A 14,823-nucleotide genomic window follows, 5' to 3' on the forward strand; every position below is an offset into this window, starting at 1 on the left:
CCACCACCACCACCACCCTGCTGCTGACGCGGGGCTTGCGCGCGCTGCGGGCGATCGCCGCCCATGCCGCCACCGCCACCGCCTTCACCACGGCCGCCCAGCATCTGCATCTCGTTGGCGACGATGTCGGTGCTGTACTTTTCCACGCCGTCCTGACCGGTGTACTTGTCGTAGCGCAGTTCGCCTTCGACATACACCTGCGAGCCCTTGCGCAGGTACTCACCGGCGATTTCGCCCAGCTTTCCGAAGAACACCACGCGATGCCACTCGGTGCGCTCCTGGTTATTGCCTTCGCGATCCTTGCGCATGCTGGTGGTGGCCAGGCTGACGCGGGTGATCGCCATGCCGGCCTGGGTGTACTTGGTGTCGGGATCGTTGCCGAGGTTGCCGACGAGGATGACTTTGTTGATGCCGCGGGCCATAGGTGCTTCCGAAATGATGCGCTGGCGCCGGGGGCGCGCAGCGATGAATGTCTGTGCGGCAATGTTACCGCACCTGCCCACCGACGGTCGTGGCAGGTTGCCGCGCCCGGCTGCCGGGCAAGCGCCCGGTCCAGGGTCGGAAATCCAGCCCGCACGGGCCTTTGCAGCCGCGCGACGGCGAATATGAAGGCAGCGGTTGCGCCCGGCGGGACGGATCCGGCCCGTACACCTATAATCGGCGCTCATCACGAACGCCTGCGCATGACCATCGCCGAAGACCTCCCCACCGTCCTGGGCCTGCCCCAGATCCAGTCCCTCGCCGCGCCCGACATGGCCGCGGTCGATGCACTGATCCGCCGCCGTCTGGCCTCGGACGTCGTGCTGATCAACCAGATCGCCGATCACATCATCTCCGCCGGCGGCAAACGCCTGCGTCCGATGCTGGTGATGCTGGCCGGCCACGCGGCCGGCGGCTCCGGCCCGGAGCATCACCAGTTGGCGGCGATCATCGAGTTCATCCACACCTCCACGCTGTTGCACGACGACGTGGTGGACGAGTCGGATCTGCGCCGCGGGCGCAGTACCGCCAATGCGCTGTGGGGCAATGCGCCCAGCGTGCTGGTGGGCGACTTCCTGTATTCGCGCAGCTTCCAGTTGATGGTCGAGCTGGACCGCATGGAAGTCATGCAGATCCTGGCCGACACCACCAACCGCATCGCCGAAGGCGAGGTGCTGCAGCTGCTGCACGTGCATAACCCCGATACCGACGAAGCCGCCTACCTGCGCGTGATCGAGCGCAAGACCGCCGTGCTGTTCGCCGCCGGCACCCGCCTGGGTGCATTGGCCTCGGGCGCGGATGCCGATGTGCAGCAACGGCTTTACGACTACGGTATGCAGCTGGGCTTTGCGTTTCAGATCGCCGACGATGTGCTCGATTACGCCGCAGATGCCACCGACCTGGGCAAGAACCTGGGCGACGATCTGGCCGAAGGCAAGGCCACGCTGCCGCTGATCCATGCGATGGCGCATTCGGATGCGGCCACGCAGCAGCGCCTGCGGCAGATCGTCGAACAAGGCGATGCAGCCGCGATGCCGGAAGTATTGGCCGCCATCCATGCCACCGGCGGACTGGACTACAGCCGCCAGCGCGCCGCCGAATACGCTGCCGCTGCCGAACAGGCGCTGGACACCCTGCCCGCCAGCCCGGCGGTTGCCGCGCTACGCGGCCTGGCGCGCTACGCGGTCGAACGCACGCACTGATCCGGAGCGCCGGGCGCTCCGGACGGGATTTGGGATTGGAGATTGGGGATTCGCAAAAGCAGCTTTGCTCACGCCTTTACGACTCCCGGCATTCGACCGCCGAACGATTGGTCAGTGCAAATTGCTGGACAAGGACTCAGTAGGTTGATTGCTTGACGGCCGGGACCGGGCTTTTGCCAATCCCGAATCCCGAATCCCCAATCCCGGCTATTGACCAAATCGCTCATCGAAAAAGTCGCCCAGCATGCGGTACGCACGCTTGGCCGCGCGCGGGTTGTACAGGCAACCGGGCGGGCTGTTGGCATCGGCTTCGGCAAAGCAATGCACCGCGCCGCTGAAATTGACGAACTGCCAGTCGGCACCTGCGGCATTCATCTCGGTTTCGAAGGCGGCGATGTCCGCCTTGCTCACGCTCGTGTCGTCGGCGCCGTTGAGCACCAGCAGCGGTGTTCTGGCCGAGCCGGCAGCGGCCGGGCTAGGCGTGGCGATACCGCCGTGCAGGCTGACCACGCCGGCCAGCTGCGCACCGGCACGTACCAGCTCCAGCACCGTGGTGCCGCCGAAGCAGAACCCCACCGCACCGATGCGTGATGCATCCAGCGGCGCCTTGCCGGCCTGCGCCTTGAGCACATCCACCGCTTTCAGCGCGCGGGCGCGCAGCGTCGGCGGATCCTTCTTCAGGGCGCCGGCAAACTGCCCGGCCTCGCTGTCGTTGGCCGGACGCTTGCCCTTGCCGTACACATCGGCCACCAGCACCACATAGTCGTCGCCGGCCAGTTGCTTGGCCTTGGTCACTGCCGAGTCGTTGACGCCGCGCCAGTTCGGCACCATCACCAGGCCGGGGCGCTTGGCGTCGCCGGCATCGTCGTAGACCAGCACGCCGCTATAGGTGTCCTTGCCGACCTTCCATTCCAGCGGCGTGGCCTGCATCGCGGCCATCGCCGGAAATGCCAACGATGCCAACACGCCGACCAGACCCACACCGCTCCACGACCGTTGCTTGTGCATGCGCTTGCTCCCGGGATTTGCGCGCAGTGTAGGCCGAGCCGGCGTGCAGATGCGGTCGCGATGCGCCTCAACCCAAGAACCGGCAGCCAGACTGTCGGCCGGCCTTGAGCTACCGTGCACCTCCCCTCCAACGTCTGCAGGGCACGCGCCTCGCAAAGGCAGGGCGACCATCTCTTCCTGCTCCCTCTCCAGGATTCGCAGCGAAAGAAGCCGGCTTGAATCCTGTCAGTTGCGCTGAGCTTCTCTGGCACTCTCCACCAATGCCGGCGGCACTGGCCATCGCAGCAGCGAAGGCACTTCTGTCTATCGCGCGCGTGCCCGGAAGTCACATCGGCACCAGCCGGACCGAACGCAGCCAACTGCGCCAAGATCACCTCGCACTCCCAGCGTGCCGGCAGCACGATGACCACCGCGTTGGCGCAGGCAACTCTTGTTACTGCACGCCCAGCCCGGGAATCGCACTGATCGCCGCCGGGTCGAATCCGGCCAACTGGGCGAAATGCCGGCCGCGTGCGACGTAATCGCTGTACGCACCGAAGCTGGGGGCGCCCGGCGACAGCAGCACCACCCCGCCCTGCGCGCCCAGCGCGTCGCGTGCCAGCTGCATGGCGTGCTCCAGATCGGTGGCGGCATGCAGGCCGAAACGGCCGGCATCGGCCAACGGTTTCAGCAGCGCATGGATGCGCGGCCCGTTGGCGCCCATGGTGACGATTTCCAGCGGCGCCTGCTGCGCCATGTGCTCGGCAAAGTCCTGCCAATCCAGCCCGCGATCGTGTCCACCGACCAGCAAGGCGACGCGGCGTTGCGCAAAGCAGGCCAGCGCGGCCAGCGAGGCATGCGGTGTAGTGCTGATCGAGTCGTTGACGTAGCTGATGCCGTCGACGCTGCCGAGCAACTGCAGGCGATTGGGCAATGGACGGAAGCTCAGCGCGGCCGGTGCCAGCGCTGCCGCATCCAGGCCCAGCGCTTCGATCGCGGCCAGCACCGCGCACAGATTGCGGCGATTATGCTCGCCAGGCAGCGGCACGTTGGCGGTATCGAAGATGGCCTGCTCGCCGCGATACACCACATCGCCGCGCAGGTGCCAGCCGTCGGCATGGTTGAACCAGCGCACGTCGCTGTCGGGCAGCTGCAGCCCGCGCAACAACGGATCGGCGGCATTGAGCAGGGCGATCCGCGGCCGGCCGGCGGTCACCAGCGACAGTTTGTCGCGCACGTAGCGCGCCTCGTCGCCGTGCCAGTCCAGATGTTCGGGAAACAGGTTCAGGACCAGCGCCAGTTGCGGGCGCGCGCCACTGCGCCCGACCTCTCCGGTCTGGTAGCTGGACAACTCGATCGCCCAGTACGCAGGCGGCGGTTGCGGTGCCAGCACTTCCAGCAAGGGTTGGCCGATATTGCCGACCAGGGCGGTGCGATGTCCGGCGCAGCGCAACAGGTGCGCCAGCAACGCGGTGGTGGTGCTCTTGCCCTTGGTCCCGGTCACGCAGATCGCGCCGGATACGCTTCCGTCGGCCTGCGCGTGTTCGGCAAACCACAGCGCCGTGCCGCCGATGAACTGGGTGCCGTGCGCGGCAGTGGCGGTCAGCGCTTCGGCGCGATACGGACTGATGCCCGGCGACTTCACCACGATCTCGAAGCGGCCCAGCGCCTGCGCACTGGCGTCGGTTTCCACCTGCAACGCCGCATCGGCCAATGCATCCAGCTCGCGCGCTTCTTCGGCGTTGCAAAAGACGGTCAGCGGTTGCGTGGGCAATGCGCTGCGCAGCGCGCGATAGGCAGCGCGTCCCTCGCGCCCCCACCCCCACAATGCAACCGCCCTGCCCTCAAGCTGCGAAATTCGCACGCACGCGCTCCCACAGCGCCGCCGGGATACGGTGCTCGCCGTCGATGGCCATCAACGGCTCGACCTGCAGGTCCTGCGCATCCAGCTGCGGCTGGATCTCGCGGATGAAACGCTTCACCAGCGCGTCTTCCTTCCACTCGGCGCGCGTTGCCAGCACCGCCATCGCCGCACGCGATTCGCGGCCTTCGCCCACGCATTCGAACGGCTTGTGGTCCTGGAACTCCAGCAGCGCATCGTAGCCACCGGCCTGGCTGGCATCGTCGAGCAGATTGCGCCCGAAGATCTTGACCAGGCGCGTCTTGGGCATGAACGGTGCCAATGCCAGGAACACGAAATGGCACTTGGGGCAAACGCCGCACCAGCGATGCACCGGACGCTCGCCCATGATGTGGAAGTTGCGGTTGCAGCTGGAAAAATGTGCGTCGTAGTGATCGGTCTTGGCGAACTGCCTTGCCACCGCCAGCTCCGACAGCGGCCGCAGCAGCGAGTAGTAACGCAGATCGGCAGCCACGTGGCGCTGCACATGCGCACCAAACGCCTGCTCGAATGCCCAGCCCTTGGACCACTGGTGATTGACCTCGCCGGTGCCGGGAATCTGGCTGCCGTAGCTGGCCGAGCGTTCGTTGGAGAACACCACCTGGTCCACGCCATTGAGCAAGGCGGACAACACCAGAATGGCCGAATTCACCGCGGTGACCGGGATATGCCCGTTCCACGCACCCTGGCGATTGAGCTCGAACAACTCCGGCGCCAGCACGCGGCCGATGTTGAGTACCGGCAGGCCGGTACGCTCGGCACAGGCGCGGATCAGTTGCGAGCCGCCGATCCAGCTGACGGTCTGCTCGATGCCGGCATGTCGCAGCGCTTCGATACTGACCAGCGAATCCTTGCCGCCACCGATGGCCACCAAGGCATGCTCGCGCAGGCCCAACGCAGGCGCCTGCGCAGCTGCCTGCGCAGCCACCGGAAAGTGGATCTTGCCGTGCAGGTTCAAGCCATTGCGGTAGGCGAATTCGCCCAGGCCGTGCAGATAAACGCTTTCCACCAGCGCGGCGGTTTCGGCATCGATGCTGTAGCTGTCGATGGCGATGGTCGGCGGCACGGCGGCCTTGTAGTAACTCACGCCCGCGATGAGGTGCAGCAACTGCAAGGCCTGTTGCACGGCGGCGGCACGCGCGCCGTCCAGCACGAATGGCGCGCCGGGCACGGCAACGGTTTCCACCAGTTCCGGCCCCTGGTCGAAGGCATACACCAGCGTCGCCACGCCGGTCTGCGCGTCGAGTGCGCAGCGCACGAAACGGAAGGTGGATATCTGGTGTTTGTCGAAAGCGCTCATGGACTACCTGCAAGACCCCGTTGCCGACGCAGATAGCGTCGGCACAGGGCATATTCAATCATGGAAAACGGCACCGCAGCCCACAGCAGCGGCAGGCAGCCGATGACGAACAACAGCAACATCACTTGCGAGCCAATCACCTGCGCATCGCCGGTGGCCGCCAATGCAACCAGCAGATACAGCAGCAACGCCGGCAGATAGCTGAGCGCACTCAACACCACCGTGCGTACTGCCATGCCACCGGCATGCCCGGCGGACGCGGGCGCACGCGTATCGCGGCGACGCTGCCAGAGCGCGGCGCTGCATGCGCCAGCGCCCGCCGCCACCAGCGCCGGCAGCGCCCATTTCAGGCTATCGGCCCACGGCATCCGCTGGCCGGCCATGTCGATGACAGTGGAAAACACCATCGACACGCCACCGGCCAGGGTGCTGAGCAGGACGAATTCAGCCAGCGGGCGCATCGATCACCTCTTCGCGCGGCAGCTCGCGTTGGTTGTAGGTGCTGGCCATCGAATAGCCGTACGCGCCGGCATCGGCCACCAGCACCACATCGCCGGGCGCGGTGGCAGCCGGCAGACGGCGACGCTTGCCGAACACGTCCGACGATTCGCAGATCGGGCCGACGATGTCGAATGTGCCGTCGGCGGCGGCATCGAGCCGGCTGAGGTTTTCGATATCGTGCCAGGCGTCGTACAGCGCCGGGCGGATCAAGCTGTTCATGCCCGCATCCAGCCCGACGCGCTGCACGCCATCCTTCTCGATCACCTGGGTGACGCCGGCCAGCAACACGCCGGCCTCGGCCACCAGATAGCGGCCCGGCTCGATCGCCAGCCGATAGCCCGGATGCACGGCCTTGACCTCGGCCAGCCCCTTGGCCCACACGTCCAGATCGAACGGCTCGTCCTCGGCGCTGTACGGAATCGGCAGGCCGCCGCCGATATCGATGGTTTCCACCGTGCCGATACGGCGCGCGAACCCGGCCAGTTCGTCGTACATCATGCGCCAGTGCTCGCCGGTCTCCACGCCACTGCCCAGGTGTGCATGCACGCCGGTGATGGTGACCTCCAGCGTGCGCGCCACCTCGACGAACTCATCCACACGCGTGGACGACAGGCCGAACTTGGAGGCCTTGCCGCCGGTATTGACCTTTTCGTGATGCCCGTCGCCATGCCCCAGGTCGATGCGCAACCACACGTTGCGGCCGCGAAATACCTCCGGCCAACGCCGCAACGCTTCGACGTTGTCAACGGTGACGGTCACACCGAGGGCGAATCCGGCTTCGTATTCGGCCTTCGGCGCGAAACTCGGGGTGAACAGCACGCGCCGCGGCGACAGCTCCGGCAAGGTATCGAACACGCGACGCAGTTCGCCGTGCGAAACGCATTCCAGCCCGAAACCGGCCTGTTCCAGCGCCATCAGGATCGCCGGATGCGCATTGGCCTTGATCGCGTAATACCGCTGATCCACTGCGGCAATCTGCGCCAATGCATGCGCACGCGCACGCACCGTCGGCAGGTGATACGCGTAGCGCGGCGTGCCGGCCTTGGAGAGCGAGAGCAGATGCGCGCGCTCGGCATGCCACCACGGCGTGGGCCGCGGACGCACCGAGCCGATGATCTGCCGCCAGCGCGGCCCGAACACCTCGCCTTCGCTCACCGGCATCGCACCGCTGTCGATCAGTTCCGCATGCAGGATCGGCAGCAGGCCATCGGCATCGGCTTCGTCGATGACGAAGGTCAAATTCAGGTCATTGGACGACTGCGAGATCATGTGCACGCGCTCCTGCCCGAACGTGGCCCACACGTCGGAGAGCTTGTGCAGCAGCGAGCGCATGCCGCGCCCCACCAGGGTGATCGCCGCACACGGCACGATGATCTTGACCTTGCAGATCTGCGACAGATCGGCCGACAGCGCCGCCAGCACATCGGTGTTGACCAGGTTCTCGGACGGGTCCAGCGACACGGTGACATTGGTTTCGGCCGAGCCGATCAGGTCCACCGACAGACCGTGCTTCTTGAACAAGGTAAACACGTCGGCCAGAAAGCCGACCTGCTGCCACATGCCGATGCCTTCCATCGACACCAGCACGATGCCGTTGCGGCGGCTGATCGCCTTGACGCCCAATACCGGCTCGGCATTGCCATCGATGCTGGTGCCCGGCAGATCCGGACGCTCGGTATCCAGAATCGCCATCGGCACGCCGGAATCGCGGCACGGCTTGATCGAACGCGGATGCAGCACCTTGGCGCCGGTGGTGGCGATTTCCTGCGCTTCGTAATAGTCCAGGCGGGTCAGCAGGCGCGCGTCCGGCACTTCCTTCGGGTTGGCGCTGAACATGCCGGGCACGTCGGTCCAGATCTCGACGCGGCTGGCACCCAGCAATGCGCCGAAATACGCCGCCGAGGTGTCGGAACCGCCGCGTCCCAGAATCGCGGTGCCGCCATCGGCATGGCGCGAAATAAAGCCCTGCGTGATCAACAAGCGCGTGGACTGGGCATCGAAGCGCGCGCGCCAGTCTGCGTCGGACTGCCACTGGCACGACACCGACAAGCGCTTGGACCATTCACTTTGATTCGGCTGCGGCGGTAGCGCCGACAGCCACTGACGTGCATCCAGCCAGCCCATATCCAGGCCGCTGGCATGCAGATACGCCGCACCGATGGTGGAGGACAGCAATTCGCCCTGCCCCAGCACCTCGGCCTGCCAATCGAGCGTACGCGTGGCAGCGCGCGCATCGGCAAGCAGGGCGTGCAGTGCGGCCAGCCGCTCGCCGAGGACCGCATCGGCATCGAGCTCGAGCTCGGCCAGAAATTCGCGATGGCGTTGTTCCAGCGCTGCCACGCGCTGTGCGCTATCGGCAGCGCCATCGGCGATGGCGGTCAGTTCGTTGGTCACGCCCGAGAGCGCGGACACCACCACCAGCACGCGGCCGCCGGTTTCGTTCGCCCGTTTGCTCGCCAGTTTTCCAATCGTGTCCCAGCGATGACGACGCGACACCGAGGTGCCGCCGAACTTGAGGACGATCCAACGATCGGTAGTGTGGGGAGCTGACATGGAGTAGGCGTTTATGATGGGGGGAAAGAAGCCGGGATGCCGGGCGGAACCTGCGATTCTACTGCCAATGGCGCGCATCTGACCCCGCGTGCGGTCGCACTCCGCAGCGCCGCTCTGCATCGCGGCAACGGTTTGCGCTGCAACCATCCGCACCCTTCCCACCACCGAGATCGCATCGCGCATGAGCAAGCACCGCTACCTGCAACTGGATGTCTTCGCCAGCCGCACCGGCTCCGGCAATCCGCTGGGCGTGGTGTTCGACGCGGGCGCATTGTCGGCTGAGCAGATGCAGCAGATCGCCGCATGGCTGAATCTGTCGGAGACGATTTTCTTTGTGCCCGTCAGCGTGCCGGATGCCGACTATCACATCCGCATCTTCACTCCACGCGCAGAGCTGCCGTTTGCCGGCCACCCCAGCGTCGGCGCGGCGTGGGTCGCGGCCACCCATGGAGTGACCGGCTACAAGGCCGATGGCCGACTGCACCAGCAATGCGCAGCCGGCGTCTTGCCGGTGGACGTGTTCGACCGCCACGGCGCGTTGCAGGTGCGGCTGCGCGCGCCACGTGCACGCGTCATCGCAACCGGCGACACCCACACGGCGGCATTGCAGGCAGCCTGCGCCGGATTGCGGGTGGCAGCGCAGCCGGCAGCGCTCTGGAACAACGGCCCGAACTGGTGGCTGCTGGAGCTGGCCGATGCCGTGGCGGTGCGTCAGGCCGCGCCGGATCTTGCCGCGATCACCCGCCTGACCCAGGCCAGCGCCGCCACCGGGCTGGCCATTTACGCAGCCGTGCAGGATGCCGACGCAGATCTGGTGGTGCGCGCGTTCTGCCCCGGCGACGGCATTCCCGAAGATCCGGTCACCGGCAGCGCCAATGCCTGCATCGCCGCGCGCCTGCATGGCGAACACCGCCTGCCGGGCGAAGCGGCGCGTTATGTCGCCAGCCAGGGCCGCGAGGTCGGCCGCGATGGTCGCATCCACGTGGAAGTGGACGATGCAGGCGAAGTCTGGATTGGCGGAACGACGCTGCAGGTGATCGACGGCCGCATCGATTGGTAAGCTACCGCGCCCTGTTCGCGGATCCGCCACCATGACCACCCGCCGTTTCCTGCAACTGGATGTGTTCTCCGCCCGCCCCGGCAGCGGCAATCCGCTGGCAGTGGTCCTGGATGCGCAGGGTCTGGACGATGCGGCGATGCAGGCGATCGCCCGCTGGACCAAGTTGCCGGAGACCACCTTCGTCTTTCCTGCGGCCGATGCGCACAGCAGCTACCGGCTGCGGATGTTTTCGCCGCAAAAAGAGGTCCCGTTCGCCGGACACCCCAGCGTGGGCACGGCGCATGCGGTGCTCGACGCCGGGCTGGCCGCGCCGGACGATGGCCTGCTGGTGCAGGACGGCATTGCCGGGCAGTTGCCGCTGCGCGTGGAGCAGATCGATGGCCACCGCAGCATTGCCATCCGCACGCCGCGCGCACGCGTTGCCGAACAGGTGGACGTCGACGACCCGCGGCTGCGCGATGCGCTGCATGGCTGGCCGCTCGGCACCCTGCCGCCTGCGCTGATGGATGGGGGGCGCACCTGGTGGGTGGTGGAACTGGCCAGTGAAGCGGCATTGCGCGGCCTGCAGCCGACCTGGGACGCGATCGCCGCACTGGCCGAAGCCACCGGCAGCATGGGCGTATTCGCCTACGCACGTGCTGCTCAGGCCGGCAGCCACGATCTGGCGGTGCGTGCCTTTGTCGGCAACGGCCGGCGTTTCGAAGATGCGGCATCCGGTGCGGCCAATGCCGTGCTCGCGGCCTGGCTGGACAGCCGCCACGCGCTGCCAGGCAAGGACCGGCGTTACGTGGTCAGCCAGGGCCGCGAGATCGGCTTCGATGCCCTGCTGGAACTGCGTATCGACAGCAACGGCGACGTGTGGTCCGGCGGCCAGGTACAGACGGTGATTCGCGGGACCTTGGACTGGGGCTGAGTGCTGCGGGCGTGGCTGTATCCGCCAGACCCGATGCGGGTGGTTCACGGGCAAACCCGGCAAGCATTCTTCTGCGCCGGGAATGCGGCCCGATCACCATCCATCGCTTCACGCGCCTGCGTTCGGCAGTCGCACCCCGAAACGTTTGCAGCCTGTCGAATGCGACGGCCCGTCAAGCACGCTCCGCAAACGCTTGCCTGCCGCAGGTCTCGCAATAAAAAACGCTGCGGTCTGCCGCAGCGTTTTTATGAACAGCCCGGATGCACTCAATCAGTCGGGGCGTACATCCACGCGCACACGGATCCGGTCGCCCGGGTTGTAGTCGCTGTGCGTGTGGTAGGTGCGGCCGGCATATTCGTACGTCACGTCGTAGCCATCCACACGCTCGCGCGTGGTGCGGTACGAGACAGGCTCGCAGACGCTGACGTTGCCCTGGTAGGTGCGGTGATTGGCTTCGTAGATCGAGCGACCTGCCGCCACACCGGCCATGGTGCCGACCGCGGTCCCGACCAGACGTCCGTTGCCGCCGCCGACCTGGCTGCCGAGCACCGCACCGGCGATACCGCCGATCACGCTGGCGACGCCGCGGTTGGAGGCATTGGGCGTGCCATAGCCGCCGCCATCGCGGTAATAGCCATCGTTGCTGGTGTAGTACCCATCGGAGGGGCGGTTGTAGCAGCGCTCGCTGCTGCGTTCGTTGTAGGAGTCGGACACGATGATCGGGTCCACGCGTACGACGCGTGCGTATTCGTAACGACCGTCCTCGTAGCCGCCGCGATAGGTGTCGCGGTAGCCGCTGTCGTAGCGCTGCGCCGTTGCATTGCCCGCCACGGCCAGACCCATTACCAGAGCACCAAGCACAAGAGTTTTCATTGCGGCAGCTTCACAGGGAGGACACGCTGCCGATGCTCGGCCTGTTGCGGTGAAACCGCCCTGAACCGAACCGGCCGTACAAAGGCCTATTCAGGTTGCCGCCAGCTGTGCGCGCCGGCATGGTCCGCCGACGCGCGCAGCTTCAGGGCGGATCAGTTGGAAAATTCGCTTTCCAGGCTGATCGGCACCGCGCTCAGTGCCTTGGACACCGGGCAATTCTTCTTGGCGGCATCGGCCAGCTCGCGGAACTTGGCTTCGTCGATCCCCGGCACCACGGCCTTGAGCTTGAGACGGATCTGCGACAGCTGCGGGCCGCCTTCCATCGACAGGTCCACATCCGCGCGAGTGTCCAGCGAGGTCGGCGGGAAACCGGCTTCGGTCAGCTGCGCCGACAGCGCCATGGTGAAGCACCCCGCGTGCGCGGCAGCGATGAGTTCTTCCGGATTGGTGCCCTTCTCGTCGCCGAAGCGGCTGCTGAAGGCGTAGCGGGTGTTCTCCATCAAGCCGCTTTGCGGCGTGCTGAGTTGACCCTTGCCGGTCTTGAGGTCGCCTTCCCAGTGAGCGGTGGCGTGACGCGAAATACCCATTGCGATCTCCTGCGATTGAAAGGGATCGTCACCATAGGCGAGCGGGTGTTAGGGCTTGGTGCTTGTTGCCGGGAATCGGGAATCGGGAATCGCAGGAGCGTGCGCTGCTGCATGCCGTTGGTCACGCGGCCAACTGCAGATTGGCCGCGACTCAAGACACCAGACGCGCAGCGGCACCGGCATGCATGGCAAGGAAGCCCCGCTTCGGTGCGGTGGAGTTCGATTCGAAGCACCGGCTGCGCGCAGCCGGTGGCTGCGTAACGATGCTGACAGGCGCGCTTGCTCGGACGCAGCAATGCGCCGTGATACATGACCTGCGTTTGGAAAAAAACGGGCGCCGCGACGGCTCTCGCTGCACCCGGTCAGGCGGATCTTTCGTAGGCACTGCGCTCGCACGGCGTGCGAGTGTCGCTCAGGCAATCAGCCCAGCAATGTTTCCAGCACGGCCATGCGCACGGCGACGCCGTTGGCGACCTGACGCAGCACGCACGATTGCGCGCCGTCGGCGACCTCGTCGGTGATTTCCACGCCGCGGTTGATCGGGCCCGGATGCAACACCGCGGCGTCGCGGCCGGCGCGTGCCAGACGCTCGCGGGTCAGGCCGTAGTCGCTGTGGTATTGCTCCAACGACGGCACCAGGCCTTCTTCCATGCGCTCGCGTTGCAGGCGCAACATCATCAAGGCGTCGGCACCTTCCAGCATGGCGTCGAAATCCTGGCCGACCACGCAGCCGTCCAGCATGCCGTCATCGGGCAACAGACTCGCCGGGCCGCACACGCGGATCTCGCCTGCGCCCAGCGTGCGCAGTGCGTGCAGGTCCGAGCGCGCAACGCGTGAGTGCTTCACGTCGCCGACAATCACCACCTTGAGCTTGGAAAAATCGGTGCCTTTGGCCTGGCGCAGGGTCAGCATGTCGAGCAGGCCCTGGGTCGGATGCGCGCTGCGCCCGTCGCCGGCGTTGATCAGTGCGGTGCCCTCGCCTGCGGCCTCGGCCAGTGCCTGCACCGCGCCGTCGTCCGGATGGCGCACCACGAAGCCGCGCACGCCCATCGCCTCGAGATTCTTCAAGGTGTCGCGCGCGGTCTCGCCCTTGCGGGTGGAGGAGGTGGACGCGTCGAAATTGAGCACGTCCGCGCCCAATCGCTGCGCGGCCAGATGAAATGAGCTGCGCGTGCGCGTGGACGGTTCGAAAAACAGCGTGCATACCGCAGTGCCGGCAAGCACGTTGCGCTTGCCGACCCGGCCGACTGCGGCATCGCGGATCTGGCCGGCACGGTCGAGCAGTTGCAACAGCGTGGTGCGCGGCAGTCCTTCCAGGGTAAGCAGGTGGCGCAGGCGTCCGTCCGAATCGAGTTGCATGGTGGTCATCGCAGGTCGGGAATCAAGGGAGAAGAGTGGCTTGGTCGGGCGCGGCCAACCAGCGTTCGACGATCACGGCCGCCGCCATGGCGTCCAGCGCGTCGGCATCGCGGCGGCGCTTGCGCCCATCGGCGCGTTCGCGCGCGAACCGCTGCGCGGCTTCGACCGAACTGGAGCGCTCGTCGATCAGCACGACCGGCAACGCATAGCGCGCGCGCAATTGGCGGGCGAAGGCATGCGCGCGCTTGCGTGCGGGTTGATCCTTGTCGTCCAGCGTGAGCGGGTCGCCGACCACCAGGCCGTCTGGCCGCCACTCCTTGTGCACGCGATCCAGCGCGACCCAGTCCGGGCCGTTGGCATGCACGTTGATGACGGCGACTGCACGCGCACCGGCACCCAATGCGGTACCGACCGCCACGCCGATCCGGCGCGACCCCACGTCGAAGCCCAGCACCGTGCCGTCGGGGCGGATTGCGCCCGCCTCAGGCATGCCCGGAATAATCCGTGAGCCGGAACAGGTCCACACCGATGCGCCCGGCGGCAGTCTGCCAGCGATCTTCGAGTGCGGTGGCAAACAGCACATTGGCATCCGATGGCGCGGTCAGCCAGCTGTTCTCGCCCAATTCGAACTCCAGCTGTCCAGCCCCCCAGCCTGCGCAGCCGAGCGCCACCAGCGCATTGCGCGGGCCTTCGCCAGCGGCCATGGCTTCGAGGATGTCGCGCGAGGTGGTCAGGAACACGCCCTGCCCCACTTCCAGGCTGGAATCCCATTCGCGCGCATCGTCATGGATGACAAAGCCGCGCTCCGGGTGCACCGGCCCGCCGCTGAGCACGATCTGCTCGCGCAGCTGCGCGTCGTCGGTGTCGATGCCCATCTGCGACAGTACTTCGCCCAGCGTGTACTCCGATGGCCGGTTGACCAGCACCCCCATCGCGCCGTTTTCGTCGTGCTGGCAGATCAGCGCGACGCTGCGCGAAAAGGTGGGATCGGACAGCGCCGGAAGCGCGATCAGCAGTTGGTTGGCCAGAGGCGTGGGCAAAACAGACATGGCCGCATTCTAGCCGTTCGTTCCGCCGCGCGCAGAGCCGCTGCCATACTTGCCGTCTA

Annotated in this window: 14 protein-coding genes; 3 read left to right on the forward strand and 11 right to left on the reverse strand. The window is 66.6% G+C overall.

What is annotated here, in order from left to right; translation table 11 throughout:
- A partial coding sequence (gene ssb / locus Y887_RS01695) for a single-stranded DNA-binding protein (protein ID WP_046962708.1) occupies positions 1 to 422 on the reverse strand: 422 nt, incomplete at its 3' end.
- 261 nt (positions 423 to 683) lie between these two features.
- On the opposite strand from ssb, the gene Y887_RS01700 reads away from it, so the two are divergent.
- A complete protein-coding gene (locus Y887_RS01700; protein WP_046962709.1) occupies positions 684 to 1,682 on the forward strand; it encodes a polyprenyl synthetase family protein in 999 nt (332 codons plus the stop codon).
- A gap of 207 nt (positions 1,683 to 1,889) precedes the next feature.
- On the opposite strand, the gene Y887_RS01705 is transcribed toward Y887_RS01700, so the two are convergent.
- From Y887_RS01705 to Y887_RS01725, 5 genes are all read right to left on the reverse strand, one after another.
- Positions 1,890 to 2,690 carry a dienelactone hydrolase family protein gene (locus Y887_RS01705; RefSeq protein ID WP_046962710.1) on the reverse strand — a complete coding sequence of 267 codons (801 nt, stop codon included), beginning with the start codon at positions 2,688 to 2,690 and terminating at the stop codon, positions 1,890 to 1,892.
- A 433-nt stretch (positions 2,691 to 3,123) separates the two neighbouring features.
- Positions 3,124 to 4,533, reverse strand: a complete 1,410-nt coding sequence (gene murD, locus Y887_RS01710; RefSeq protein WP_046962711.1) for a UDP-N-acetylmuramoyl-L-alanine--D-glutamate ligase — start codon at positions 4,531 to 4,533, stop codon at positions 3,124 to 3,126.
- Positions 4,514 to 5,869, reverse strand: coding sequence for a UDP-N-acetyl-alpha-D-muramoyl-L-alanyl-L-glutamate epimerase (gene murL, locus Y887_RS01715; RefSeq protein WP_046962712.1), 1,356 nt, complete (start codon positions 5,867 to 5,869; stop codon positions 4,514 to 4,516). The genes murD and murL overlap by 20 nt, the downstream gene beginning before the upstream one ends.
- Positions 5,866 to 6,330: a hypothetical protein gene (locus Y887_RS01720; protein WP_046962713.1), complete on the reverse strand. Its 465-nt coding sequence runs from the start codon at positions 6,328 to 6,330 to the stop codon at positions 5,866 to 5,868. Before Y887_RS01720 ends, murL begins: the two co-directional genes overlap by 4 nt.
- On the reverse strand, positions 6,314 to 8,923 hold the full coding sequence (locus tag Y887_RS01725) for a bifunctional aspartate kinase/diaminopimelate decarboxylase (RefSeq protein ID WP_046962714.1): 2,610 nt from the start codon (positions 8,921 to 8,923) through the stop codon (positions 6,314 to 6,316). Before Y887_RS01725 ends, Y887_RS01720 begins: the two co-directional genes overlap by 17 nt.
- Positions 8,924 to 9,104: 181 nt before the next feature.
- On the opposite strand from Y887_RS01725, the gene Y887_RS01730 reads away from it, so the two are divergent.
- Complete coding sequence (locus Y887_RS01730; protein WP_046962715.1) at positions 9,105 to 9,983, forward strand: PhzF family phenazine biosynthesis protein; 879 nt, start codon at positions 9,105 to 9,107, stop codon at positions 9,981 to 9,983.
- A gap of 31 nt (positions 9,984 to 10,014) precedes the next feature.
- Positions 10,015 to 10,896 (forward strand): PhzF family phenazine biosynthesis protein, encoded by an 882-nt coding sequence (locus tag Y887_RS01735; protein ID WP_046962716.1) that lies wholly within the window; start codon positions 10,015 to 10,017, stop codon positions 10,894 to 10,896.
- A 270-nt stretch (positions 10,897 to 11,166) separates the two neighbouring features.
- Here the strand turns inward: Y887_RS01735 and Y887_RS01740 are convergent, their stop codons facing one another.
- The 5 genes from Y887_RS01740 to Y887_RS01760 all read right to left on the reverse strand — a co-directional run bounded on the left by Y887_RS01740 (position 11,167) and on the right by Y887_RS01760 (position 14,764).
- On the reverse strand, positions 11,167 to 11,769 hold the full coding sequence (locus tag Y887_RS01740) for a glycine zipper 2TM domain-containing protein (RefSeq protein WP_084725894.1): 603 nt from the start codon (positions 11,767 to 11,769) through the stop codon (positions 11,167 to 11,169).
- 152 nt (positions 11,770 to 11,921) lie between these two features.
- On the reverse strand, positions 11,922 to 12,356 hold the full coding sequence (locus Y887_RS01745; RefSeq protein ID WP_046962718.1) for an OsmC family protein: 435 nt from the start codon (positions 12,354 to 12,356) through the stop codon (positions 11,922 to 11,924).
- Positions 12,357 to 12,776: 420 nt separating this feature from the next.
- Positions 12,777 to 13,724 carry an aspartate carbamoyltransferase catalytic subunit gene (locus tag Y887_RS01750; protein ID WP_046962719.1) on the reverse strand — a complete coding sequence of 316 codons (948 nt, stop codon included), beginning with the start codon at positions 13,722 to 13,724 and terminating at the stop codon, positions 12,777 to 12,779.
- A gap of 13 nt (positions 13,725 to 13,737) precedes the next feature.
- Positions 13,738 to 14,205: a Holliday junction resolvase RuvX gene (gene ruvX / locus Y887_RS01755; protein WP_046962720.1), complete on the reverse strand. Its 468-nt coding sequence runs from the start codon at positions 14,203 to 14,205 to the stop codon at positions 13,738 to 13,740.
- Positions 14,198 to 14,764, reverse strand: coding sequence for a YqgE/AlgH family protein (locus Y887_RS01760; RefSeq protein WP_046962721.1), 567 nt, complete (start codon positions 14,762 to 14,764; stop codon positions 14,198 to 14,200). The genes ruvX and Y887_RS01760 overlap by 8 nt, the downstream gene beginning before the upstream one ends.
- Positions 14,765 to 14,823: the final 59 nt, after the last annotated feature.

The sequence above is a fragment of the Xanthomonas pisi DSM 18956 genome (genome assembly GCF_001010415.1).
Lineage (GTDB): Bacteria > Pseudomonadota > Gammaproteobacteria > Xanthomonadales > Xanthomonadaceae > Xanthomonas > Xanthomonas pisi.